The sequence below is a fragment of the Aedoeadaptatus nemausensis genome, assembly GCF_903819165.1.
Lineage (GTDB): Bacteria > Bacillota > Clostridia > Tissierellales > Peptoniphilaceae > Aedoeadaptatus > Aedoeadaptatus nemausensis.
The window spans coordinates 28,055-51,240 of record NZ_CAIJCS010000020.1 but is presented as its reverse complement, the minus strand read 5'-3'; the positions used below and the strand labels follow the sequence as shown (position 1 = coordinate 51,240).

Genomic DNA, 23,186 nt, shown 5'->3' with positions numbered 1-23,186 from the left:
AATTTTATCATAGGAGGTTTTTTTACTTAAAGCTAAAGCTTTTTATGCCTACCACCAGCATAGCTGGTGGTTTATTCATGCTAAAGCGCACAATAAAAAAAGAGGAGCGATTTCCACTCCTCTTTTTGTTATGCTATGCCGCTTTTTTAGCTGCAGCTTCTTCTTTGGCTTTTTCTTGTTTTTCAACTTTTGCCTTTTCTGTAGATTTAGCGGCTTCTTTCTTCTCTGCAGGTTTTAAATCCTTATTGGCTTCGACGAGACGTTCCAAACCGAACATAACTTGTGCAAGTTCAGCACGAGTTGCGGAATCCTTGGGAGCAAAGATATTGCCGTCGCGTCCGGTCATAATGCCGGCGTGGCGCGTAACATCGACACCGTTTACTGCCCATTTGCTGATATCTTTTTGATCCGCAAAGGGTTCTTTTAAGTCGAGAGTAAAAGGAATGCCCTTCGATTCGATATAGCGACCTAAAATGGCAGCCATTTCTTCGCGACTTACCGCTTGATTCGGTTTAAAAGTACCGTCTTCGTAACCGGCTACAATCTTGTTTTCTTGCGCCCAGATTACGCCGTTTTCGTACCAATCTCCCGCTTTAACATCGCTGAATTTATTCTTAGCTTCTTGTTTTTTATCTTGTCCTTCGAGACGAGCCAAAACGCTCACGAGCATACCTCTGGAGATCTTGGTGTTCGGTTCGAAAGTGGTAGCGGTCATACCGGCGAAAAGTTTCTTTTCCGTTACGGATAGAATGACTTTTTCTGCCCAGTGACCTTTAATATCGGTGAAACCTTCCACAGGTTTATCAGCAGGTTTTACGCCGCTCTTTTCAGCCATAACGATGCGGCTTTCTTTCTTAGGCTCTACAACACCCTTGCCGGCAAGGTATTTTTCCAGAACTTCGGTGTAGAGACCGTAATCTGCAATTTTCTTGCCATTGGCAAAGCTCTTATAGCCGTCGCCTCCATTTGCCATAAAGTCATTGGTGGCTAAGGTATATTTCGTTTTGGGATCCAGAGCCTTGCCTGCGATCTTCACGTCGAAGACTCGTTCGCCGGCTTTTTGTTTGACATCATATTTAAAACTCATTCCCGAAATTTGCGGGAATTTACCATTGGCATTCGGCGCATCGCCTACACCGTGTTCGAGAGCGGCCAAGATATCGGCGCCCGTAAGTTCGATCTTCATGATCGTGTTGCCGAAGGGGAACGCCGTCCATAGTTGGGTCATGTTAATGTCCCCTGCCGGGATGCTCGTGCGAATGCCGCCGCCGTTAGTGAGGGCCACATCGGCACCGGAAACTTCACGCATAGCGTCGGTCATTAAATTACCGAAATTCGTTTCCGATGCACGCACGTGTTCACGTTCGCCGTCTAATTCGACAGCCGTCTTGCCCACGACTTTTTCGAGAGCGTCTTTGTTGTCGGCCAATACTTTGTCGATCATCGTTTTAATAGCCGGATCTTCTTTTACATTTTCAAAGAATGCAGCGTCTTTTAAGACGGCATTTTTGGAAATAATTTCCTTGCCGCGAAGGGTAATGTTCACTTCGCCCAGATTTTTAAGATAGTTGCCGGTTTGAGCGATGAGGGTCTTGTTGACTACTTGACCTTTTTCGAGCTTGGTGTGGGAGTGGCCGTCGATAATAACATCGATGCCGTCTACAGCCTTTGCGATATCGCTGGATTTGATCGTCGTAGATTCGTCGATACCCAGGTGAGCGAGCATGACGATAACGTCGACACCTTGTTCTTTTAAGGATTTGACTTGTGCTTTCGCCACGTCGACCGGGTTTAGGAACATAACATTTTCTGTATTCTTCGGATTGGATTTAACCTTGGTTTCTTCCGTAGCTAAGCCGAATACGCCGACTTTTACGCCGTCCACATCGATAATGGTTTGGCCCTTAAAGTCGTTGCCACCCGTTGCGCGAACCACATTGGCAGCTAAAATATCAAAGCCTTCTTTGGAATCTTCCTTAGGTAGGGCTTGTTCTTTAAATCCGACGAGAGCGTCGTATCCGTAGTTGAAATCGTGGTTTCCGGGAACCATGGCTTTGTAGCCCATAGCCTTCATAACGGAAATTACATCCTTACCGTTGTTTACGCCGGAAAGTGCCGTGCCGTGACTAACATCCCCTGCGTCGAGTAAAATCGCATTTTGGATGCTGTCGGCATAGGTTTTCACCTTGGCGAAACCGATTTCATTGAGCTTACCATCTTTACCGCTTTGCGCCACGATATGACCGTGAACGTCGTTGGTATGAAGGATGGTAATGGTCTTGGTATCTTGACTTGCACCTTCTGCAAAAACTTGGATCGGACCGGAAACTGTTCCGAGGACCATAGTCAATGCGAGGGCAAGTGCCATCAATTTTTTCTTCATAATTCCTCCTCTTATTTTAATTACGTTCCTCCGACACTATTATACTCTGAAGCGGCGATTTTTTAAATGACTAGAGGGTTACAACTCTTTAAGCCACTCTCCATAGCCTCTCTCTTCCATTTCTTCCTTGGGAATAAACTCGATGCTGCTCCCGTTGATACAGTAACGAAGACCGCCGAGGGATGCGGGACCGTCGTTAAACACATGGCCCAAGTGAGTCGTGTCCGTGCGCACCTCCGTGCGGATCATGCCGAAGCGACCGTCGGTTTTTTCTTCCACCCCTGCAGCGGGTGCCGTGCGGGAAAAACTGGGCCATCCGCAGCCGGCGTCAAATTTATCCTTAGATAAAAACAAGACCTCTCCGGTAACGACATCTACATAAATACCCTCGTCGAACAATTTGTCGTAGGGATGGGAGAAAGGCGGGTCCGTTCCCTCTTCACGCACCACGTGGTACGCCGCATCTCCCAACTTTTCTCTCAATTCCTCTTCCGTAAAATCTTTTTTCATCTTTATCCTCCTCTTCTATTCTAAAGGCGAACCGCATCGGGGGCAGTAAGTAGAACCTCTGTCCGCTTGGAAGTGACAATTATTGCACTCTATAAAATCCGGATCGTCGTGAATGTAGGATACGGTCTCGATCTTACGGCCGCAATGAGGACAAAAGTTCGTGCCCTCGGCAATCTCCGTATCGCAGTCGGGGCAGGTAAAGACAAAGCCCTCTCCATCGATACCCTTGGTAATGACGCTGTTTTCGAGAGCATGCTTTTCTTTTTGTAATTCGTCGATGGCGAGGAGCAATTCGGAACTGGTCGTGTCCGTCAAATGGGATTGCTCCCGCATTTCCATATAATAAACTTCCCCTAAGTGGGTAAATTCACTTTGAATTTTAAGCTCGAGCTCGTGAATTTGCAGCTTAACTTTCGTCGCCCTGGACGCTTCCTTGGCTTCGTGAATACTGCGCTTGCCGAGATCTCGCACCTGATTGGACAAGTCTTCGAAACTTCTCCCAATCGTGTTAAAAATATCCATTTCCTCACCTCGGGTAAATCATATCATAAGCTATCATTGAAAAATGCAGATTAGATAAGGATTAGATTTTTATGAATCATTCTCATGAAATGTGTTAAATCGGATCCTCGCGGGTATAACTAAATAGAAGATAAAGATACAAAGGAGGACACAATGGATTATAAATTATATGCATTAACTACTTGCCCGTTCTGCCAAAAGGTCATCGGCTTTATGAAGAAGAACAATATAGAAGATAAGATCGAAATTCGTTACATCGACGAAGAGCCCGCCTATAAGGAAGAGCTCGTCGAAGGCGGCGGCCAAAAACAAGTCCCCTGCTTACACTACGGCGACACCTGGCTCTACGAATCCGACGATATTATCGATTATCTGAAGGAAAATTTACTCTAGCTTGCATGCCCCGTCGGGATGCGATAGAATTAATTCACACTCAATAGAGAATACACCTACAGGAGGAAATAAATGATTACAAAAGATATGCTTATCGGCGATTTAGTAAGACAATACCCCGAAGCGATCCGTACCCTGATGCAATTCGGCATGGGTTGTGTCGGTTGCCCGTCCAGCCAAATGGAATCTTTAGAAGAAGCGGCATATGTTCACGGTTTCAATATCGATGAATTAATGGACGCTTTAAACAAAACTGTAGAAGCAAAATAAAAAAACAGGTCGCTCTTCAGGCGATTTTGTAAGCAAATCGAATCGAGTAGGCAACACGCCTGCTCGATTTTTTATATTAAACCAAATTTAATCCTCGCCTCGAGCTTTCCCTATTGTTCTCCGGCTTTTCAGGTAAATCAAAAAATCCATTGAGGAATTTTCTCCCCAATGGATTTTTAATCTAGTTTTTAAAGCTGTGAATGGGCGCCGGAATAAAACCGCCTCGCGCGGCAAAGCGAGTACAGTCGTTTCCGTGCACGGGCATAATGGGTGCTTCGCCGAGAAGTCCGCCGAAGACGGCCCCTTCCCCTACATCTTTTCCGTAGACGGGAATAACGCGCACCGCCGTGGTCTTGTTGTTGATGATCCCCACCATGGCCTCGTCGGCGATCATGGCGGCGATAGTAGCCTCGGGCGTATCCCCGGGTATGGCGATCATATCGAGCCCTACGGAGCAGACGCAAGTCATGGCCTCCAATTTATCCACTGTGAGCGCTCCGGAAAAGGCCGCTTCGATCATGCCTTCGTCTTCCGAAACGGGAATGAAAGCGCCGCTCAGTCCCCCTACATGGGAAGAAGCGTTGATACCTCCTTTTTTAACGGCATCGTTTAACATGGCGAGGGCCGCCGTGGTGCCGTGACCGCCGACGGTGCCGATACCGATTTCTTCTAAAATCCGAGCCACACTGTCCCCTACGGCAGGTGTGGGAGCGAGAGACAGATCGATGGAGCCGAAGGGCGTGTCGAGACGCTCGGCAATTTCGCTTCCGATCAACTCGCCCATGCGGGTAATTTTAAAGGTCATTTCGCTGATGACTTGGGCGATCTCTTCAAAGGGGCGATTCTTATATTTTTCCAGGGCGGTCTTCACGACGCCGGGACCTGAGATCCCCACGTGAAGCACGTGATCGGCAAGACCTACGCCGTGGAAAGCCCCTGCCATAAAGGGATTGTCCTCGACGGCATTGGCGAAGACCACGAGTTTGGCGCAGGCGATGGAGTCGGCATCTTTCGAAAGTGCCGCAGCCTCTTTAATCATCTCGCCCATTAAGGCTACCGCATTCATATTGAGGCCGGATTTCGTACTGCCTACATTGACGGAAGCACATACCTTTTCCGTAGAAGCAAGAGCCTGCGGAATAGCGCGAATTAAATTTTCTTCAGAAGGCGTCATGCCGCTATGGACGAGAGCGGAAAAACCGCCGACGAAATCCACGCCGATTTCGATGGCCGCCTTGTCCAGCGCCTTGGCGATTTTTATAAAATCTTCAACCGATCCGTCGGGAAGGAGAAGGGAAACGGGCGTAACGGATATCCGCTTATTCACAATGGACACGCCATATTTTGCCCCTACTGCATTGGCGGTTTTAACGAGATCTTTGCCGAGACCCGTAATTTTTTTATAGACCCTTTCCGCCACTCGATCGGCATCTTCCGACACACAATCCATGAGAGATATGGCCAAAGTAGACGTGCGAATATCCAGGTTTTCGTGCTCGAGCATATGTATGGTCTCGAGAATAGAAGATTGATTTAACACGTTGATCCTTTCTAAATATGGTGCATGCGGTCAAAAAGTGCCGCGTGTTGCATGCGAATGTCGAGCCCTAAGGATTCCCCGAGTTCCGTGTAGGAATCCACCACGTCTTCCAATTTAAAGCCGTCGTCTTCGTGTTCTACTATGACGATCATGGTGAAATAATTGCCCACAATGGTTTGGCTGATATCTAAAATATTAAAACCGTGTTCCGCCAAGAGTGCGGTAACTTTGGAGACGATGCCTACTTGATCCACTCCGAATACGCTTAAAACTGCTTTCATTGAATTCCTCCTTTTAATTGAACTTTATTATAACACGCTTTAATGCGGTCGTGTAATTCTTTGATAAATCCTTCAATAAAAAAAGCTTCGACTTTCGCCGAGGCTTCTCTTTATTTTTCCATGGCTCCGAAAAGATCCACCATTTCCAGAACACTCATAGCCGTATCGTAGCCCTTGTTGCCGCTCTTCGTGCCGGCACGTTCAATGGCCTGCTCGATATTTTCCGTGGTAACGATGCCGAAACCTACGGGGAGGCCGGTATCCAAGGTGATTTTTGCAATGCCTTTGGACACTTCGTTGCACACGTAATCGTAGTGGGTGGTGGCGCCGCGGATCACAGCTCCCAAGCAGATGACGCCGTCATACTTTCCGGATTCGGCGAGCTTTTGTGCCGCCAAGGGAATTTCAAAAGCGCCGGGCACCTTCACGAGGGTGATGTCGTCGTCTTTCACTTCGTGGCGAAGAAGGCAGTCAAGCGCGCCGTCGACGAGTTTCGATGTGATGAAGTCGTTAAAGCGACTGACGACGATGGCAAATTTGCGATCCTTCCCGGTGAGCATTCCTTCGATAATATTCATTATTTGGCCTCCTTATTTTTATGTTCATGGCAATTGCAGCCGAATTCGTGTAGGTAGTGGTTCATTTTCTTGGCTTTTGTTTCCAGATAGAAGTGATCGTTTTCGTGTGATTTAATTTCGATGGGTACCCGCTCTACAATCTCCAAGCCGTATTGGCCCAGGTGGTAAACCTTATCGGGATTGTTCGTGAGAAGGCGCATTTTGGAAATACCAAGGTCTCGTAAAATTTGTGCGCCGATATAATATTCACGGGCATCTTCCGGAAAGCCCAAAGCCACATTGGCTTCCACCGTATCCATGCCCTCATCTTGTAAGGCATAGGCTTTTAATTTGTTTAAAAGTCCAATCCCTCTGCCCTCTTGACGCATATAGAGTACGACACCTTTGCCCTCTTCTTCAATTTGCATCATGGCTCGTTGCAATTGATCGCCGCAATCGCAACGCATGGAGCCGAAAGCATCTCCCGTCAGGCATTCCGAGTGGACGCGAGTTAAAATAGCGTCGTCTCCCTCTTCAATATTCCCTTTTACGAGGGCCACATGGTGTTCACCATTTAAAGTATTGCGATAACCGATGGCTTTAAAATCACCATACTTCGTGGGCATCTTCGCCTCGGCTACACGTTCGATCAAGGGGTCGTGGGTCTTGCGATATTCTTTAAGCTGTTCGATATTGACAAGAGGTGCACCCAGTTCTGTTGCCAGTTCCCGAATGCGGTCCCTCCGCATCATTTCCCCATTGTCTTCCATGATTTCGCAGCAAAGCCCCACTTCTTCCAGGCCCGCTAAACGCATAAAATCCACGGTCGCTTCCGTATGGCCTTCCCTTTCCAACACGCCGCCCGGTTTGGCTACGAGGGGGAACATATGGCCCGGCCGTCTGAAATCCTCAGGCTTGGAATCGGGATCGGCGATTTTACGGGCCGTGAAAGCGCGCTCCACGGCGCTGATGCCCGAACCTGTTTCCACATGATCCACGGAAACGGTAAAAGCCGTCTCGTGATTGTCCGTATTGTTCGCTACCATGGGAGGCAAGTTTAATCGCTTGGCCACTTTAGATCCGATGGGCGTACAAATCAAACCCTTGGCGTAACATGCCATAATATTCATCTGCTCCGTGGTGCAGGTTTCGGCGGCGGCAATAATATCCCCTTCGTTTTCCCGATCTTCCGCATCGAGAACGACGATCAGTTTGCCCGCCTTGAGCGCGTCGATTGCTTCTTCAATTGTGTTCCACATAATGGCCTCCTAAAAACCGTGTTGCCTTAAAAAATTCATATCGATGGATTTCGATTCTTCTTTAAATTCCTGCTGCCTTAAAATATATTTACCGACGATATCAAATTCGACGGTAATCTCGTCGCCGACTTTTAAATCGCCGAGATTGGTGGAGCGGAGAGTCTCCGGAATGAGAGATACGGAAAAGCTCGTCTTCCCCGCCTTGGCGAGAGTTAAGCTTACGCCGTTCAACCCGACGGAACCTTGAGGTACGTAGTAGGGAAAATACTCCGGCGCCACCTCTATCATCATCAGGTAGCCCCCTTCATTGGGCTCGATACTCGTAAGTTTTCCCCGCGTATCCACATGGCCCTGCAAAATATGGCCGCCCATGCGGGTCGTGGGAAGGAGGGCCCTCTCCAGGTTTACCTTGCTGCCGGGGGTCATTTGATCCAGCCCCGATTTCTTTGCCGTAACCGTCATCATATCGGCGGTAAAGCCGACCTCGGTAATACGGGTCACCGTAAGGCACACGCCATTGGTGGCGATAGAGTCGCCAATGATCGTGCCCTCCATTACCTTTTCGGCGGCCACTTCGATTTCAATCTTTTCGCCGCGGCGATCCATTCGCTTGATGCGGCCTACCTCTTCAACTATTCCTGTGAACATCGCGCCACCCCTCGAATACAAAGATCGTCGCCTAATCGCTCGACATTCATAATTTCAAAATCTTTCCGATCCTTTAACGCCTCGATACCTTCGCCTTCGATGGCGGATTTTCCTCCGCCGAAGATGGTCGGCGCCAAATAAAGGACAAATTCATCTACCAAACCTTCGTCGATTAAACTGCCGTGAAGTCTACCTCCACCTTCGATTAGTACGTGTCCGATAAACTTCGTCTCGTAAAGATCGGCGAGCACTTCCTGAAGGGGAAGCTTTCCATCGACAGAGGAAACTCTTTCGACGATCACCCCACGGGATGTGAGGATCTCTTCCTTTTCTTTGTCCATATCCGATGTGTAGACGATGGTCTTTTGGGAGCCGTCGTAAACATTGGCATTACTTTCGATGATGCCTCGCCGGTCCAAAATAATGCGCATCGGTTGCACCCCTTCGCCGCTTCGATTGGAGAGCTTGGGATCATCGGCTAAGACAGTACCCGTACCGGCCATAATCCCGTCCACCTGACCCCTGAGAATGTGGCCATCCATACGGGCTTCTTCCCCTGTAATCCATTGACTTTCGCCTGTAGAGGTGGCGATTTTGCCGTCGATGGTAGTGGCATATTTCGCCGTAATATAAGGGCGACGCTTCAAGATGCTCGAGAAAAAAGCGCGATTCAACTTGCTGCATTCCTCCTCAAGGACGCCGACGACAACCTCGATGCCGGCCTGCTCTAAAATATGCACGCCCCTCCCCGCCACGCGAGGATTAGGATCCAAAGTGCCAATGACCACGCGGGCAATCCCCGCGTTCATAATGGTCTTGACACAGGGAGGCGTTTTCCCGTAGTGACTGCAGGGTTCCAGATTCACGTAAATCGTAGCCCCGGCGGGAGAGGATGTTGCATTTTTAAGACAGTTCACTTCGGCGTGATCGTCGCCGAAACCGTGGTGCCATCCTTCTCCTATAATCTCTTCGTCTTTGACGAGCACCGCCCCTACCATGGGATTGGTTCCCGTCAAACCTCGTCCACGTTCTGCCAATGAGAGGGCGCGCTTCATGTAAAATTCGTCCATAATTCCTCCCATAAAAAAATCCGAAGCCAAGCTTCGGAGATCCATTCAAAAGAAAGACAACCTGTGTTGTCTCCATTCTTCTTTCATCCGGACTATACCGTCGGTATCGGAATTTCACCGATTCAATCTTTCGACTCGTGGACTGTCACCACCGGTGAGGATTTACACCTCGCCCCGAAGAATATTCTTAAATTGTAGGAAATGTTTTCCTGTGAATATAATAGCACGAAGTTTCTTCGCTGTAAAGAATTTTATATCCCTTCACTTTTCCTCATATGAGAGGATACAATGAAAAAACAATTTGTCTTGTAATAAATGCCCTCTTCCTGCGTATCAACTTGTGAAGGGAAAAGGAGGTGACACTATTGGATGACACGAAAACAATCAATCCCTTTCTCGACGACGCTCTAGACTTCGACACAATTTACGATCGTTACTTCGACCGCGTCTTTCAATTTATCCTGTATCGCGTGGGCAATCGAGAGGTGGCGAAAGATCTGGCATCGGATATTTTTCTGAAGATTTATAAAAAGTTATCCACCTATCGACCGGAAAAAGGTTCTTTCGACGCATGGATCTTTACCATCGCCGGCAATCACGTAAAAGATTACTATCGAAAAAACAATCGCTTCCAGTGGCTTCCCATCGCCGCTGTAAGAGATATTCCAGATCCCGTGGCACGTTCGGAGGAACTTGTAGAAGAGCGAGAGGAAATCGAATACTTGCGCCGCGCCGTGAAAAAACTAAGGCCCGACGATCAACTGTTAATCAGTTATAAATTCGGCGCGGAATTATCCAATCAAACCATCGCCGAACTGATCCACACGAACCCAAATCACGTAGGCGTTATGATCCACCGCTTAGTCAACCGACTGCGAAATGAAATGGAGGCATATTATGAAGGAACGACGTAATGTCACGCCGTCTTCCGAAACCACGGAAGAAATGCTAAAAAAATTATACTCATCCACAAAACAAGACAAAGAAGAGGTGCATCTTAAAATGAAAAAGAAAAAGAGAATATCCTATAGAAAACCTGCCGTCGCCGCTGCCTGCGCCCTTATCATCTTTACCCTTCCCTTTACGAGTTTCGGTTCAGAGATTGTAGAAACCGTTAAACGAGTTGCAAGCCCCTCGGGCCGCATTGTTGTTAACCAAGATGAACTCACTACCGATCCTGAAAAAATGCCTTTGCCCGATTATCTAAAGGGAAAAATCTTTGATCAAAACGGAAATGAAATTACAAACTGCAAACCACTGGCCGAAGAAGAAGCCCTCTATTCTAAAGACGGCCGTGAAATTGTCCACACCGACTATAACGCAAACACCGGCGAAGTTACCTTCGAATACGCAGGAGAAGAGAAGGCATCCGCAGGCGACAAGGCGCCGATCGAAGAAATCGCCAAACGATTAAACTTCAATCCCCTGGTCTTTTCGGACAAATACAACTACGTGGAATCGGAAATCTTCGCCGAGCCGGGGACACTTTCCGATTACGTTTCCTTCACCTACGAAAAAGACGGCAAGACCATCCATCTCCACGAGCGGATCTCCTCTCCCGAAACCGCCTATGAAACCGGCGGCGAAGAAAAAATCTACGAAGTAAATGTAGACGGCGTAAAGGTGATCATTCAAGGCAACAATGCCGACTTCGAACGAGACGGCCTGCTCCTCTCCATTTCCGCCGGAGGCGCGGACAAAGACGACCTCATCGCCATGGTAAAAGACTTGCATCTGCTGAAATAAATTGTACCGCCGCCGGCAACCCCGGCGGCTTTTTAATTCCTCCCTTTTTACTAGAAGCGACAAACAAGCACTTTTTCCGCAATCAAAAAGTGCCGGTATTGTACCGACACTTTTAAATTCAGCCTATGGTTACTTCCCTGCCCGAACCGTCATTAAGATCTCTTCCATGCGATCATATGCCTTTTCAAAATTTGCCTTCAATATCTTGTCTTGAATTTCCGCTGGATCTCCTCGAAAATCTGCTCCGTAGTAAATACCGTCTTTATATCCTAAGATAACGGGTCCATTCTCCCAATCGGTCCTCGGATTTTTTACTTTTGAAAGGGAGAAAAGAAAGCCGTCGCTACCCTTTTCTTCATTCGATTTTTCGTAGAAATAGAGTTCGCCGTTTTCAAGCTTATACACCACATTCAGATCCTTCGGCACCGCAAAGGACATGTCGACTTCTTTAACATACACCCGTTCACTTCCGGGAATATCTTTTTGAGGATAGGTCCCCACCCTTACGATGCGCTCTTTCGCCATCCATTGGACGGGAAGCCCCGTCGCCTCCCCTAAGTACCGCGCCGGAATAAAGGTACGATCTTTTTCCAAATAAGGCACTACATCCATAGCCACATTTTTGCCCTCTTGACGATAAAATTTCTTTCCAATGGTCATGACGACCGTCTTTTTATCCTTCGTCAATGTAACTTCTTTTTTGACCTGATCCCACTTCACGGTATAACCCAGCTCTTCAGTAACTGCGCGTAAGGGCAAGTATGTACGGTCGCGACGAATAACGGGCATTACATCTTCTGTCAATAATTCGCGGCCGTTAACGTAAATATTGATAGGGCTCGGTCCCTTCGCTTGCACCACCGAGGGAAGGAGCAACAAACATAATAAGAATAGGGCTGTCTTTTTCATCGAATGCCTCCTTATTTACTTGATCAAAAGAGATTTCTTTTTTTATTATACAACCGCTCGTTCTTTTTTCAACTAACTTTTGTATAATTCACTTCGTCATTGATTAAAATATTTTCAACCACTTCCATATCTGTTTTGTTATAATCTATCGATTCAAGAAATTTTCGCAATAAAAAAGCCGCATCCGAAGATGCGGAATTTTTGTATCTTAACGTTTGGAGAATTGGGGAGATTTACGCGCTTTTTTCAAGCCGTATTTCTTTCTTTCCTTCATTCTCGGATCGCGGGTTAAGAAACCTGCTTTTTTAAGAATCGGGCGGAAATCCGGGTTCATGTCTTGTAATGCACGTGCAAGACCCATGCGGATTGCGCCTGCTTGACCGGTGTAGCCACCGCCGTTAACCTTAACGAGTACGTCGTATTCACCTTCGGTTTCGGTAATAGTTAGCGGTTCTTTTGCTACGGCACGTAATGTTTCGTAACCGAAGAAGTCTTCGAGTTCTCTGCCATTTACGAGGAACTTGCCGCTACCGGATAGTAATCTAACTTGAGCGACCGATGTCTTTCTTCTGCCTGTTGCTCTGTATTGTTCTGCCATCTAAATCACCCTTCCCTTACACTTCGTAGTTTTCCGGTTTTTGAGCTGCGTGAGGATGCTCGGATCCTGCATACACTTTCAGCTTCGTAAACATGGAGCGGCCCAAACGATTTTTGGGAAGCATACCCTTTACAGCGTATTCGATAACGCGTTCGGGATGCTTTTCGCGAATTTCATTGTAAGCAACTTCGCGACGTCCACCCGGGTAACCGGTGTGGTAAGCGTGAATCTTGTCATCCCACTTGTTGCCGGTAAGTTTTACCTTTTCAGCGTTAATTACGATGACGAAATCACCCGTGTCCACATGAGGGGTGTAAATCGGCTTGTTTTTACCGCGTAAAATATTAGCAACTTCTGTAGCTAAACGACCGAGGACTTTGCCTTCAGCGTCGATGACGTACCATTTTCTATCTACTTCATTGGCTTTCGCCATGGTTGTCTTCATCAGAAAACCTCCTGTTCATCACAAGGGACAATGTTCAAAAGTTTCCGGGGCTTTTAAAACACTAGCAATTAGTATAGGGCAATATTCATAATCTGTCAAGGGGTTTCCGCTAATTTATGCGGTTTTCTCATTGGCGAATTATTCTTATATGATTATAATAAAAGTAACACGAGAAAGGATGTGACCCATGGGTAATCATAACGGGTATCTTCCCCATTTTAAAAATTTTGACTATAATTGCGACCGCCACATTAAGAAAAAATACTCCCTCGCCCACGACCCAAGACCCCTTCCTCTGTCGAAGGATCTCACCAAGGCACTGGAATATCTCTTGTGGTACGTACCGAATATTAATTCCTTCCAGTCCCCCTCCAATGTCCTCGTAACCGAACCTCTCTACGAGAATTTCAGCTTCGGCCTTATAGCCGACGCCCTCCATTTAAACAAAGAAGACATTCTCTTCCTCGATTATATCGACGACGACATTGTGGACTATTATACAGAATCTATTTGCACCCGCTGTCAGAAAATCATCCTCACGACGGCGGAGAAAGAAACGAAAATTTCCGCCCTCCTTCGCCATATGCGAAACGCTATCGCCCACGGTCATTTTACAGTAGTAGACGAGCGCATTATCGCCTTCGATGTAAAGCACTTTCCGAAAAACGAAAATGGCTACGGCTGTACCGCCGTATTAAAGCTGGACCCTCTTCATCTCGTAAGGGCACTGAAGCTTTTAGAGGAAGAATTGACCCACGAACGCTTGGCGGCCATCGCCTTTTCCCGCTGCGGTTACGACATCATCGATAACGATTACGAGAACCCGAATCTTCCCTACGATTTTAAGATGAAAAAAGGGAAAGATATCTATGCCGTTGAGATTAAACGCATCGATGTTGAAGGCGTAGCGCGAAAGGAAGATCTGGAGAAGATCCTGAAGCATTTCCCGAAGAAGGTTCGGGAAAAGAAAGTCCTCCTAATGGATTCCGCCGTACTGGATCGCAAGGCGAAAAAAACGCTGCAGGAAAACAAAATCCTCCTCTTGGACCGGGACAATTTAAAATCCCTTATGTCCGGCGACGATATTATAACGCGCATCGAAAAGAAAATGCGCTAATTTATTTCCCCGGTCTACGATCGACCCGCACCAAGCTTACCACTGTGTAGAATAAATTGGCGCGATGGCTGTAGCCCGTATATTTTGCATCCCAACGATCGGCAAATTTACTCTTGTAGGTCCGAAGCCCTTCGAAAGAATAAATGCTGCCTCCGAATTTAAAAACGAAGTAAGCCAGCTTTTCCTGTAAAAAGCTGTGGTCGTTGATGCCCACATTGGCGAGAGGCGCCATGCCTAAATCGAACCACTTTGCGCCCCGCTCCTTAAAGTACAGAAAGAGATTTAAAAAGAGATAGTCCATAGTACCTCCCGGGGAAGTTTCCGGGTCGTGGCGCATTAAATCGATGGTGGTGTAGCCTTCTTTGTAAACGGGCATTAAATTGGCGAAGGAGACGATAATCCCTTCCCCGTCTTCCACAACGGCGATCGGTCCGCGATTGAGGTAGCTTTCGTCGAAAAATCCCAAGGAAAATCCCTTTTCGCCGCGATTGCCGAGCCATTTGTCGGAGATCCCCCGTAATTCCTTCATGGTTTTCTCATCATAGGGAGGTTCCAGAATCTTAAAGGAATAGCCTTCCTTTTCTATTTTATTTATGGTATTTCTGAAAGATTTTTTGCTCTTTCCTTCTAAAGAAAATTCCTCCAAATTGACAAGGGCCGCCTCGCCGAATTTCATAAAGTGGAAGCCGAAATCGTGCAGCTTCATAATGAAATCCCGGGACACCTCGTAAAATACGAGATCATACCCGAGCACGTCTACGTGGCGGATAAATTCCCGAATGCAATCATCCACATCTTCGGGACTTCCCATAGGTTCCCCCATGACGATGACATTATCCGATTCAGTTTTCAGCTGAATGGCGCAGCGATCTTCCCCGTCCACCGTATACCAGTAAAGCTCCTTATCGCCTAGAAAAACCAGGCCCGCATCCAAATCACCGCCGTAGGTTTCCAGCAAGCGCTCCACTCGTTCGAGATCCGGTGCCTCCCCTACTTTCTCTCTTTTACCTCGCATGTAATATAAAAGAGCGTAGATCACCGCCGCACTGACGACGATAAGGAAGCTGATTCTGAGCCAATTTTCTTCGAAGGGCACCACGATAAAATCCTTGGCGCGGTATAAAAGCCGCATACCCTTCGCCTTGTTGGCGATGGAAAGTAAGTAGAGCATGCCGAAGAATAGAGCGATTGCAAGGTCTATTGTCAAACTTTCGGCCCGATAAATAAATTGGGTTCTGTAAAGATCTTTCCGCGTAGAAATCGTAAGTACAGTTAATAAAACAAGATAGACATAGGTAATGATGCCGAATCCCGTAAAGGCGGCATAAAGAAAAGTTATTGCCAAAAACAAAATCGTGGGCTTAAAGGCCCTTTTTTGATGCTCGATATTCACTCGACCCAAGAGAATAAAGACGAGCCCCAAAAGAATGCTGGGGAACTGATATAAAATGTTGGCGTGGATGGGATTTAATTTCGCGAGCCACTTGATCGTATTCACCTCATCCGGGATGGTGGCGGATAAAATCATAAAAATTCCGAATAAATACATCATCAAGGAACAAATATCGTGGCCGATGGATTTTAAAAACTCCGCCGGTACGCCGTCGTTTTCTTCATTAAAACTGCGGCCGAAATGTTTGATGAAAAAGTATAGGCCGATTACAAAGGGCACCACATAATAAAACAAGCGATATAAAAGAAGCCAGGCCAGTACCGTCTCATAATCGACGCCCAGGTTTCCGAGGCCTACCAGGGTCATAAGGTCGAAAGAACCGAGGCCACCCGGCATCATGGACACCATACCTATAATACTCGTAGCCACAATGACTGTAAGCACCTGTACAGAATGGAAATCCACACCCATACATTTCCCGATCAGGAGGAAAGTGGCGAAGGCGCCGCACCACTCCGAAAACGACGTAAGGGCCAATTCCCTTTGAGCCCACCGAGGCACCCGCTTTCCTTCTCCCCGCTTGCGATTGGAAAATAAAATAACCGTGGGAGTATATAGGACGCCCCCTATGAGCCAGGGCACATACCCGGTGGCGGCGGAGTCCTTCATCCAGGCAATATAGAGAAGGGCCAATGCCGAAAGAATGGAAATACCCATCAGATGATAAATATGGGTTTCCACGATAACCTTAAATAGTTCTACCTTATTTTTCTTATCGCCATAATAATAATTTCTGAGCCCCATATTAATAATCCCGCCGAAACCGATGAGATTATTCATAGTGTTGATCGTGTAGCTAGTCTCGTAAAGATAGCGCTTGTCGTGTTCCCCGTGGATTAAGCGATTTAAAATCACTTCATATCGGAGCATGGGCAAAACCGCCACCACACCTACCAAAAGTAAAAAAGCCACTATAAAAGGCGATACACCTTGCAACACGGAGGTCAATTTATCATAGGAAATTTCCTTCGACAAACTTTTAAACTCCAACACCACGAGAATAAACACCGATAAAATAAATAACGGTTCGATGTATTTTTTCACACCTTGGATAAGTTTTTTCATAACTCTCCTCTTAAAAATGAAAGAACGATTTGATTAAACATTGGCGCATCGGTACGCGCCAAATTATGACCTTCCCGAGGCACTTCAACAAACGTACTGTTGGGGAGCAAGGAAGCGATGTATTTTGAATGGGAACTCTCGATAAGATCCCTTTCGCCGACGATCACAAGAGACGGAGCACGAACGCTCTTTAATTCCTGCGGCGGGAGAACTACGTCTTCTAAAAGTAACTCCGCCTGAAGCTTTGAATCCTTGAAGCGGTGAGAAAATCTATGTAAAAAAGCATTCATGCCATATTGAAGATAAGAAAGAATTCGGCTATACCACTTAGTACCTTTAAAAAACAAATTGCCGGAATTTAAAACAAGCTTTTCTACATAGTTCGGAAAGCGAGCGGCAAAGACCATGGCCAGATTCGCTCCGTCGGAAAATCCCACAATGGATACCTTGCGAAAACCCAAAGCGTCTAAAACTTCCTTCGTATCTTCGGCCATTAAATCGAAATCCAGGCGATGCCCTGAGTTCGTACTCTTTCCGTGGCCTCGGCTGTCGATAAAAACCAGCTGAAACGCCTTTCTAAAAGATCCGACCTGGTATTGAAAAAAGCGGCTGCTCCCCCCATTGCCGTGTAAAAATAAAACCGGCTCACCGTCGCCGAAAATCGTATAAAAAATCCGCGTGCCATCCTTTACAGTAATGTAGCCATTCCCCTTCATAAGCGCCTCGATTACATAACTAAATGAGAATCCTTATTTACTATTATAAACTTGAACGCAAAAAAAGACATCTTTCCCGGAGGAAAAATGTCTTCCTTATTAGGAGAACTTCAAATAAAGAACGTGCTATTTAGTTTCCGGAATACCCATGTAAAGTCCGTCATCGTAGTTTTTATCATACTCGATAGACAATTCCTCGGATAAACCTTTTTCTTCTAAGCGCTCTTCAATTACTTTTTTCCGCTTATTGCGCTCCAGGGGATTTACCGTTTTTTTAATACCTTCTACCAAAGAATCCAACAGGTGAAAAGGTAGACCGATTCCTAATTCTGAATCGCTCCATCTTCCCAACATTCTGGTACCCGAACACATCATAGAGATGTTTAAAGTATCCATTTCGAAGGGATACGAGGTGCACTCTTGGCATAAAGCTTGCATTCCTGCAAATTGAACATTTTTTACATGCCCGTGAAAGTAAGCATAGCCTTGGGAGATACGCATGGCATTAAAGGGATTCGTGATGAAAATTACAATGTGAGGATCTTCATCGAACTCTCTTAATGGAGCTACCTCTAATCCGTACATCCCCTCGGGGCAATAAACCATAGACTTGGAAATTTGGCGACTGACACCTAGATTATCGTAGGTTCCTGACCTGAGTCGAGCATAACCGAACTCTTTTATCGGTGTCATCTTATAGAGTCCTAAAGCATTGGCTGCAGCCGAGCAAGCAAAGTTTTCTAATCTTATTTTATAGTTATTACCTTGAGTTGCTCTACTCACGGTTGTGCAATAGGACATTTTATTTTTTAGAGGATTAAACTGTGATTCATTGAACTCTTCTTCGGAGAATAAGAACCTTACACCGACTATTTCCCTCTCTAAATCTAAAAGGCACTCCAGTCGATCAACATTTCTTTGAATTTTATTCATAATAGATTTTATTCATAAAGAATATAGGTTTGGTCAAAGTGTTCGTTGAACTTATCTTTAAACTCTTGAGTTTGTTGATATTCTAAAACCTTTTTTACCCAAGGTTTGTCTTCATCCCCTTTATTGACAATTAAACCGAGGGGATAGTCCATATTCGTAGGATCGAAGTATAGAGGATGTTTGTGATCATATCCTGCTTCCTTAATATATGCAGCACCACTGAATAAAGCGTCCACATCGTCCATACTTCTAACTGTAGCGGTAATTTCTGTTTCTATAATCTCGATGTTCTTCGTGTTTTCTACAATGTCGACAGGTGTGTACATACCTTCTTTGCCCTCTTGTAATTTAATAAAACCGAGGCCTTGCAGCAATTTTAAACTTCTGTCTAAATTGATGGGGTCACCGGGAACTGCTATCTTGGCTCCGTCGGGAATCTCAGAAATATCGTCATACTTATTGGAGTATAAAGCATTGGTGCCGTGATACATATAGGGTTCGGGCATGACAAGATTTGTGTTGTTTTCCTTATTAAATGTTTCCATCCAAGGTTTATGGTTTAAGATAACACCGTCTACAGATCCTTCACTTAATGCGGTTGCAGGCAAGTGATTGCCGTCAAAAAGTACCGGCGTAATTTTATAGCCGTCTTTTTCGAGGCCTTCAGCAAGCATATTGACGATAGGCTCAACAATGGACATGGTGCCGATCTTAATCTCCTTGGGATCATCTTCGGTTTTGGCCGTTTTACCACCGCCGCAACCTGTAAGCATTAACATACACGCAAGGGCAGTTACTACTATTTTTTTCATAAGAACCTCCTGTTTTTTATGTTTTACACTACGACTCTCTTATTTGCTTTTCATAAATTCTATTACCGACGGACTGAACAGCTTGCACCATCAAATATAACAAAACGACAGATGTATATAAAATGGCGTTATTAAAGCTTTGGTAACCATAGTTTATGGCTATAGCTCCGATTCCCCCACCGCCGACTGCACCTGCTATTGTAGATCCGGCGATATTATTAATCGTTGCCAAAGTAAGTGTTGATATCATTCCGGGAATAGATTCTCTTACGACTATATAACGCATAATATCTTTATTACTCGCTCCGAAAGATCGCGCCGCCTCTATGGTTTGACGATCTACAGAGTTAAAAATAGTCTCAAGATATCTTGCTATAAAAGCGGTAGCCGCAAGGGATAGAGGGATGATTACTGCATTGGGCCCGACAGACGTTCCGATAATCGCCCTCGTAACGGGGATCAAGGCTACAATCAAAATCAATATAGGTATGCTCCTTACAACATTTACAAGAAGGTTTGCAATCTTGTAGATCTTACTATTGGGGTTTAACCCATTCGGTGAGTATATATATAGTACACAACCCACTAAAAAGCCGAGGGCATATCCTATGATCACGACTAAAACGACTAGTCGGATTGTCGCAAGTGTCGCCGGTAATATGAGATCTTGTGTAAATTTAAGCCATTCGCTAAAGCTATTTGTTTTTACCATATTCACACCACCAGACATTAAAAGAATCCATATATTCAGAAACTGAATGACTATATTCCTTTGGTATCAATAATCTGAAAAACATACTGCTTTTATCTTTGAACTTATAGCCTTTCGTTTCATAAATCATAATATCTGTACCAAGCTCTCTCGCTAATGCTGAAATAAAACGCGTATCATGTGTATCGTCTATGATAACGTCAAAACAGCTATATTGTTCTTCATTAAAAATAATTTGTTTTTTATGAAGCTCTTCTCTGATCAGCTCTTCGGGGGTACAGATTTGTCGAATTTTTCCTTTTTCAAACTTCATTACCCGATCACACACGCTGCGTATAGCATCCAGTTCGTGAGAAACCATAACGATGGTGACCTTTAATTCCCGATTTAGTTCTTTGAACAGATTCAGAATTGATTCCGTATTTTGAGGGTCCAGTGCCGATGTGGATTCATCGGATAAAATGATTTTAGGGTCGGTTACAAGGGCACGAGCTATGGCTACCCTTTGTTTCTGACCTCCCGATAGTTCCGATGGTCTATTTTCCAACTTATCATCCAGACCGACAATCTTTGCTATTTTTGATACCTTTTCTCGGATCTCCTCTTCGCTAACACCTTCTATTTTTAAAGGTAAGCTAATGTTTTGATAAACATTTAGACGATTAACTAAGGAAAACTGTTGGAAAATCATCCCTATGTTTTTTCGGAAATCCAACAGTTCATCGTGAGGCAATTTTTGAACATTAACACCATCGATATTGACACTGCCGCTGTCCACCGGAATCAACCCATTAATACATCTCAATAAAGTTGATTTTCCCGAACCACTTTCTCCTATGATCCCGAAAACTTCTCCCTCTTTTATGGATAAACTTACATCGTCTACCGCTTTATAATTACCAAAGCTTTTATGAAGATTTTTAATCTCGATCATATTCTATCTACCTTGATTCCTAATAGTAATGCTATAACTTATAAATGACTATTGAAGATAAGCTTCAATCATATAGATTTTCGGACATAAATATTACGCTTACGCCAAAAATGAAAGTTCCCTGTGAGATACCTCATTCTATTCATGATATAGATCCAATATTTATAGCCGGCAACAATCATTTGACTATACTTACTCTTTCTGTCAGCATTTCCCCTTCTGTAACCTGTATTTAAGACATTGATCTAATTCTTGTTTTTAAAAAAATTATAAAAACCTTCGACTCTTTAAAACTCTAAGCAACTAAATGAATATCTTACCGTTACGGCTCAAATATATCATGATTTTCCATATGTTCTCAACGATTTGTGAACCTATTGTTAAATTTAAAAATTTTTATAAACATATAGATGTTCTCTATATTGCCAAAGAGTAATCGATACTCCACTAAATTCATTACAGATACAAAAAAATCCCCCGACCTTTCGATCGAGGAATTCTCTTATATTAGCTGAAGTCTTTTAAGGAGTCGTCCACCAATTCATTTTCGAGCGGTGTTTTGTACTCCGAATCTTTCATATAGTTGTTGACGGCTTTACGAACGCGAGTGGTGGAGGCGATGGTACCCATTCCGGCAATACATCCGCCTTCACATGCCATACCTTCGAGCAGGTATCCGTCTTTTCGTCCGGCTTTCGCCATTTGAAGCATACGGATACATTCTTTCAAGGAGTTGGCGCCTTCGATTTGAATATTGCGCTCGGGGTCGATGCGTTCGGCAACTTCTTTTACCGCTGCCGCTACGCCGCCTGCCATGGCGTATCCTCTCGCCGAGGAGGAGGATTCCACTTCCCCTTCTTCCGTTTCGATTTCGGAAGGTTCGATATCCATGGAGACGAACATGCCCATGAGTTCTTCGAAGGTGATGACGAAGTCGACGTATTCTTTTACATCGCTGGTAATGGATTCCACTTTTTTCGACGTACAGGGTCCCACGAAACATACGAGTGCGTCGGGATCTTTCTTTTTAATGTGCTCCGCCGTATAGCGCATGGGGCTTCCCGAGTCGGAAACGTAATCTTTCAGTTCGGGGAACTTGTATTCGATGAGAAGTGTCCAGGAGTGGCAGCAGCTCGTACCCATGAAGGGGATTTCCTTCGGCACGCGCTCCAGGTATTCCTTGGCTTCGTGAAGGGTGGTATAGTCGGCGCCGAGGCCTACTTCGATCATATCTTCGAAGCCCAGCTCTTGCATTGCCGCGCGCACTTGCTCCGGAGTGGTGTTCGCTCCGAATTGACCGATGTAACTCGGTGCGGGAATGGCGTAAATGCGTTTATCTTTTTGTTTCAAGGCTTTCGCCAGTTGATAGATCATGGTCTTGTCGCCGACAGCGCCCCAGGGGCATTGTACGACGCAACGACCGCAGCCTACACATTTGTCGTGATTGATCACTGCACGTCCCATGTCGTCGCTTTCGATAGCGCCGACACCGCAAACGGAAGCACAGGGGCGGTCGTATTCGACGATGGCGTTGTAGGGGCAGGTGCGTTCGCAGCGGCCACATTTTACGCATTTTTCCTGATCGATGACGGCACCGTTTTTGCCGATGCTCACGGCGTTGACCGGACACACATTGGTACAGGGGTGTGCCATACATTTACGGCAATTGTTCGTAACGGTAAGGGCACGGGTGGGACAGGCCTCACAGGCAAATTTAATGACGTCTACCAACGGCGGTTCAAAGATACTCGTGGCTACGTCTACATCGTTGAAGCCGTCGGTTACCGGTATGTATTCTCCGTAGTCTCTTAAGTCCATGCCCATGGCCAGACGAATCATTTCCTCGGCGATGGCACGCTTGCGGAACACGTCTTCAAAATCGTCCGGCGTGTTGCCCGGATAGAGTCTGTAGCCGACGGTTTCTAATTCTTCTAACGGTGTATCGGTAAATGCGATCTTCGCAACCTCGGCAAATACGAGTCTGCGAAGACCCATTACACTTGCGTAACTTTCTTTCAATGAACTACCCCCTACTTTTCGATCTTTCCGGCGCGGCGCATGACTTCTTCACAAACCTCTTGTGTTTTAGCAGCGGTAATTAATTCGCCGTCGATACTGACAACCGGTGTTTTTTCAATGCCGTCGGATTTGCAGACTCCGTAGCAATTCTTCTTGACGATTTCCAGTTCGCCTTCTTCAAAAAATTGTTCTTGTAAATCTTCCAATTCATCGAGCATGTGGCTCGAGCCCATCATGGTGCAGCGTGCACCGACACAAACTTTTACTTCCATACATTCTCCTATCTACAGAATC

General features: G+C 45.7%; 25 protein-coding genes and 1 riboswitch. Of the genes, 5 read left to right on the top strand and 20 right to left on the bottom strand.

Annotated features, from left to right (window positions below; genetic code table 11):
- Positions 1 to 133: 133 nt before the first annotated feature.
- From PEPTYR26121_RS06465 to PEPTYR26121_RS06455, 3 genes are all read right to left on the bottom strand, one after another.
- Positions 134 to 2,383: a 5'-nucleotidase C-terminal domain-containing protein gene (locus tag PEPTYR26121_RS06465; protein WP_180500394.1), complete on the bottom strand. Its 2,250-nt coding sequence runs from the start codon at positions 2,381 to 2,383 to the stop codon at positions 134 to 136.
- A 78-nt stretch (positions 2,384 to 2,461) separates the two neighbouring features.
- Positions 2,462 to 2,893, bottom strand: a complete 432-nt coding sequence (gene msrB / locus PEPTYR26121_RS06460) for a peptide-methionine (R)-S-oxide reductase MsrB (protein ID WP_180500393.1) — start codon at positions 2,891 to 2,893, stop codon at positions 2,462 to 2,464.
- A 15-nt stretch (positions 2,894 to 2,908) separates the two neighbouring features.
- Positions 2,909 to 3,415, bottom strand: coding sequence for a zinc ribbon domain-containing protein (locus PEPTYR26121_RS06455; protein ID WP_180500391.1), 507 nt, complete (start codon positions 3,413 to 3,415; stop codon positions 2,909 to 2,911).
- A gap of 153 nt (positions 3,416 to 3,568) precedes the next feature.
- On the opposite strand from PEPTYR26121_RS06455, the gene PEPTYR26121_RS06450 reads away from it, so the two are divergent.
- Complete coding sequence (locus tag PEPTYR26121_RS06450; RefSeq protein WP_180500389.1) at positions 3,569 to 3,808, top strand: glutaredoxin family protein; 240 nt, start codon at positions 3,569 to 3,571, stop codon at positions 3,806 to 3,808.
- Between the two features lie 72 nt (positions 3,809 to 3,880).
- A complete protein-coding gene (locus PEPTYR26121_RS06445) occupies positions 3,881 to 4,078 on the top strand; it encodes a DUF1858 domain-containing protein (RefSeq protein WP_180500387.1) in 198 nt (65 codons plus the stop codon).
- 181 nt (positions 4,079 to 4,259) lie between these two features.
- Here the strand turns inward: PEPTYR26121_RS06445 and PEPTYR26121_RS06440 are convergent, their stop codons facing one another.
- The 6 genes from PEPTYR26121_RS06440 to ribD form a co-directional block, all read right to left on the bottom strand.
- Positions 4,260 to 5,618, bottom strand: a complete 1,359-nt coding sequence (locus tag PEPTYR26121_RS06440) for a PFL family protein (protein WP_180500385.1) — start codon at positions 5,616 to 5,618, stop codon at positions 4,260 to 4,262.
- 11 nt (positions 5,619 to 5,629) lie between these two features.
- Positions 5,630 to 5,899: an ACT domain-containing protein gene (locus PEPTYR26121_RS06435; RefSeq protein WP_180500383.1), complete on the bottom strand. Its 270-nt coding sequence runs from the start codon at positions 5,897 to 5,899 to the stop codon at positions 5,630 to 5,632.
- A gap of 110 nt (positions 5,900 to 6,009) precedes the next feature.
- On the bottom strand, positions 6,010 to 6,477 hold the full coding sequence (ribH, locus tag PEPTYR26121_RS06430) for a 6,7-dimethyl-8-ribityllumazine synthase (protein ID WP_180500381.1): 468 nt from the start codon (positions 6,475 to 6,477) through the stop codon (positions 6,010 to 6,012).
- Positions 6,477 to 7,715, bottom strand: coding sequence for a bifunctional 3,4-dihydroxy-2-butanone-4-phosphate synthase/GTP cyclohydrolase II (locus tag PEPTYR26121_RS06425; RefSeq protein WP_180500379.1), 1,239 nt, complete (start codon positions 7,713 to 7,715; stop codon positions 6,477 to 6,479). Before PEPTYR26121_RS06425 ends, ribH begins: the two co-directional genes overlap by 1 nt.
- A 9-nt stretch (positions 7,716 to 7,724) precedes the next feature.
- Positions 7,725 to 8,363, bottom strand: a complete 639-nt coding sequence (locus tag PEPTYR26121_RS06420; RefSeq protein WP_180500377.1) for a riboflavin synthase — start codon at positions 8,361 to 8,363, stop codon at positions 7,725 to 7,727.
- Positions 8,348 to 9,433, bottom strand: coding sequence for a bifunctional diaminohydroxyphosphoribosylaminopyrimidine deaminase/5-amino-6-(5-phosphoribosylamino)uracil reductase RibD (gene ribD, locus PEPTYR26121_RS06415; protein WP_180500375.1), 1,086 nt, complete (start codon positions 9,431 to 9,433; stop codon positions 8,348 to 8,350). Before ribD ends, PEPTYR26121_RS06420 begins: the two co-directional genes overlap by 16 nt.
- Before the next feature lie 71 nt (positions 9,434 to 9,504).
- A riboswitch (FMN riboswitch) is annotated at positions 9,505 to 9,619 on the bottom strand.
- 179 nt (positions 9,620 to 9,798) lie between these two features.
- Here ribD and PEPTYR26121_RS06410 point away from each other — a divergent pair.
- Both PEPTYR26121_RS06410 and PEPTYR26121_RS06405 read left to right on the top strand, forming a co-directional pair.
- Positions 9,799 to 10,347 carry an RNA polymerase sigma factor gene (locus PEPTYR26121_RS06410; RefSeq protein WP_180500374.1) on the top strand — a complete coding sequence of 183 codons (549 nt, stop codon included), beginning with the start codon at positions 9,799 to 9,801 and terminating at the stop codon, positions 10,345 to 10,347.
- Positions 10,331 to 11,179: a hypothetical protein gene (locus PEPTYR26121_RS06405; RefSeq protein ID WP_180500372.1), complete on the top strand. Its 849-nt coding sequence runs from the start codon at positions 10,331 to 10,333 to the stop codon at positions 11,177 to 11,179. Before PEPTYR26121_RS06410 ends, PEPTYR26121_RS06405 begins: the two co-directional genes overlap by 17 nt.
- A 129-nt stretch (positions 11,180 to 11,308) precedes the next feature.
- Here PEPTYR26121_RS06405 and PEPTYR26121_RS06400 read toward each other — a convergent pair whose 3' ends face one another.
- The 3 genes from PEPTYR26121_RS06400 to rplM all read right to left on the bottom strand — a co-directional run bounded on the left by PEPTYR26121_RS06400 (position 11,309) and on the right by rplM (position 13,131).
- Positions 11,309 to 12,088: a copper amine oxidase N-terminal domain-containing protein gene (locus PEPTYR26121_RS06400; protein WP_180500370.1), complete on the bottom strand. Its 780-nt coding sequence runs from the start codon at positions 12,086 to 12,088 to the stop codon at positions 11,309 to 11,311.
- 208 nt (positions 12,089 to 12,296) lie between these two features.
- Positions 12,297 to 12,686, bottom strand: coding sequence for a 30S ribosomal protein S9 (gene rpsI, locus PEPTYR26121_RS06395; RefSeq protein WP_180500368.1), 390 nt, complete (start codon positions 12,684 to 12,686; stop codon positions 12,297 to 12,299).
- Positions 12,687 to 12,702: 16 nt separating this feature from the next.
- A complete protein-coding gene (gene rplM, locus PEPTYR26121_RS06390) occupies positions 12,703 to 13,131 on the bottom strand; it encodes a 50S ribosomal protein L13 (protein ID WP_180500366.1) in 429 nt (142 codons plus the stop codon).
- 187 nt (positions 13,132 to 13,318) lie between these two features.
- On the opposite strand from rplM, the gene PEPTYR26121_RS06385 reads away from it, so the two are divergent.
- Positions 13,319 to 14,248 (top strand): restriction endonuclease, encoded by a 930-nt coding sequence (locus PEPTYR26121_RS06385; protein ID WP_180500363.1) that lies wholly within the window; start codon positions 13,319 to 13,321, stop codon positions 14,246 to 14,248.
- A gap of 1 nt (position 14,249) precedes the next feature.
- On the opposite strand, the gene mprF is transcribed toward PEPTYR26121_RS06385, so the two are convergent.
- The 8 genes from mprF to PEPTYR26121_RS06345 all read right to left on the bottom strand — a co-directional run bounded on the left by mprF (position 14,250) and on the right by PEPTYR26121_RS06345 (position 23,164).
- Entirely contained in the window at positions 14,250 to 16,766 is a 2,517-nt protein-coding gene (mprF, locus tag PEPTYR26121_RS06380; RefSeq protein WP_180500361.1) for a bifunctional lysylphosphatidylglycerol flippase/synthetase MprF, read from the bottom strand.
- The gene (locus PEPTYR26121_RS06375) at positions 16,763 to 17,482 is read right to left on the bottom strand and encodes an alpha/beta fold hydrolase (protein ID WP_180500360.1); all 720 of its coding nucleotides are present in this window, start codon (positions 17,480 to 17,482) and stop codon (positions 16,763 to 16,765) included. Before PEPTYR26121_RS06375 ends, mprF begins: the two co-directional genes overlap by 4 nt.
- A gap of 126 nt (positions 17,483 to 17,608) precedes the next feature.
- Positions 17,609 to 18,415: a DUF169 domain-containing protein gene (locus PEPTYR26121_RS06370; RefSeq protein WP_180500358.1), complete on the bottom strand. Its 807-nt coding sequence runs from the start codon at positions 18,413 to 18,415 to the stop codon at positions 17,609 to 17,611.
- 8 nt (positions 18,416 to 18,423) lie between these two features.
- Positions 18,424 to 19,227: a MetQ/NlpA family ABC transporter substrate-binding protein gene (locus PEPTYR26121_RS06365; RefSeq protein ID WP_180500357.1), complete on the bottom strand. Its 804-nt coding sequence runs from the start codon at positions 19,225 to 19,227 to the stop codon at positions 18,424 to 18,426.
- 28 nt (positions 19,228 to 19,255) lie between these two features.
- Complete coding sequence (locus tag PEPTYR26121_RS06360) at positions 19,256 to 19,939, bottom strand: methionine ABC transporter permease (protein WP_180500355.1); 684 nt, start codon at positions 19,937 to 19,939, stop codon at positions 19,256 to 19,258.
- Entirely contained in the window at positions 19,923 to 20,873 is a 951-nt protein-coding gene (locus tag PEPTYR26121_RS06355) for a methionine ABC transporter ATP-binding protein (RefSeq protein ID WP_180500354.1), read from the bottom strand. Before PEPTYR26121_RS06355 ends, PEPTYR26121_RS06360 begins: the two co-directional genes overlap by 17 nt.
- A gap of 507 nt (positions 20,874 to 21,380) precedes the next feature.
- Entirely contained in the window at positions 21,381 to 22,892 is a 1,512-nt protein-coding gene (locus tag PEPTYR26121_RS06350; RefSeq protein ID WP_180500352.1) for a 4Fe-4S dicluster domain-containing protein, read from the bottom strand.
- 11 nt (positions 22,893 to 22,903) lie between these two features.
- Positions 22,904 to 23,164, bottom strand: coding sequence for a (2Fe-2S) ferredoxin domain-containing protein (locus PEPTYR26121_RS06345; protein ID WP_180500350.1), 261 nt, complete (start codon positions 23,162 to 23,164; stop codon positions 22,904 to 22,906).
- Positions 23,165 to 23,186: the final 22 nt, after the last annotated feature.

Bases quoted from the DNA above. Each gene is read 5' to 3' on its own strand.
- PEPTYR26121_RS06465 (WP_180500394.1), bottom strand. From the start codon at position 2,383: ATGAAGAAAAAATTGATGGCACTTGCCCTCGCATTGACTATGGTCCTC.
- msrB (WP_180500393.1), bottom strand. From the start codon at position 2,893: ATGAAAAAAGATTTTACGGAAGAGGAATTGAGAGAAAAGTTGGGAGAT.
- PEPTYR26121_RS06455 (WP_180500391.1), bottom strand. From the start codon at position 3,415: ATGGATATTTTTAACACGATTGGGAGAAGTTTCGAAGACTTGTCCAAT.
- PEPTYR26121_RS06450 (WP_180500389.1), top strand. From the start codon at position 3,569: ATGGATTATAAATTATATGCATTAACTACTTGCCCGTTCTGCCAAAAG.
- PEPTYR26121_RS06445 (WP_180500387.1), top strand. From the start codon at position 3,881: ATGATTACAAAAGATATGCTTATCGGCGATTTAGTAAGACAATACCCC.
- PEPTYR26121_RS06435 (WP_180500383.1), bottom strand. From the start codon at position 5,899: ATGAAAGCAGTTTTAAGCGTATTCGGAGTGGATCAAGTAGGCATCGTC.
- ribH (WP_180500381.1), bottom strand. From the start codon at position 6,477: ATGAATATTATCGAAGGAATGCTCACCGGGAAGGATCGCAAATTTGCC.
- PEPTYR26121_RS06425 (WP_180500379.1), bottom strand. From the start codon at position 7,715: ATGTGGAACACAATTGAAGAAGCAATCGACGCGCTCAAGGCGGGCAAA.
- PEPTYR26121_RS06420 (WP_180500377.1), bottom strand. From the start codon at position 8,363: ATGTTCACAGGAATAGTTGAAGAGGTAGGCCGCATCAAGCGAATGGAT.
- ribD (WP_180500375.1), bottom strand. From the start codon at position 9,433: ATGGACGAATTTTACATGAAGCGCGCCCTCTCATTGGCAGAACGTGGA.
- PEPTYR26121_RS06405 (WP_180500372.1), top strand. From the start codon at position 10,331: ATGAAGGAACGACGTAATGTCACGCCGTCTTCCGAAACCACGGAAGAA.
- PEPTYR26121_RS06400 (WP_180500370.1), bottom strand. From the start codon at position 12,088: ATGAAAAAGACAGCCCTATTCTTATTATGTTTGTTGCTCCTTCCCTCG.
- rpsI (WP_180500368.1), bottom strand. From the start codon at position 12,686: ATGGCAGAACAATACAGAGCAACAGGCAGAAGAAAGACATCGGTCGCT.
- rplM (WP_180500366.1), bottom strand. From the start codon at position 13,131: ATGAAGACAACCATGGCGAAAGCCAATGAAGTAGATAGAAAATGGTAC.
- PEPTYR26121_RS06385 (WP_180500363.1), top strand. From the start codon at position 13,319: ATGGGTAATCATAACGGGTATCTTCCCCATTTTAAAAATTTTGACTAT.
- mprF (WP_180500361.1), bottom strand. From the start codon at position 16,766: ATGAAAAAACTTATCCAAGGTGTGAAAAAATACATCGAACCGTTATTT.
- PEPTYR26121_RS06375 (WP_180500360.1), bottom strand. From the start codon at position 17,482: ATGAAGGGGAATGGCTACATTACTGTAAAGGATGGCACGCGGATTTTT.
- PEPTYR26121_RS06370 (WP_180500358.1), bottom strand. From the start codon at position 18,415: ATGAATAAAATTCAAAGAAATGTTGATCGACTGGAGTGCCTTTTAGAT.
- PEPTYR26121_RS06365 (WP_180500357.1), bottom strand. From the start codon at position 19,227: ATGAAAAAAATAGTAGTAACTGCCCTTGCGTGTATGTTAATGCTTACA.
- PEPTYR26121_RS06360 (WP_180500355.1), bottom strand. From the start codon at position 19,939: ATGGTAAAAACAAATAGCTTTAGCGAATGGCTTAAATTTACACAAGAT.
- PEPTYR26121_RS06355 (WP_180500354.1), bottom strand. From the start codon at position 20,873: ATGATCGAGATTAAAAATCTTCATAAAAGCTTTGGTAATTATAAAGCG.
- PEPTYR26121_RS06345 (WP_180500350.1), bottom strand. From the start codon at position 23,164: ATGGAAGTAAAAGTTTGTGTCGGTGCACGCTGCACCATGATGGGCTCG.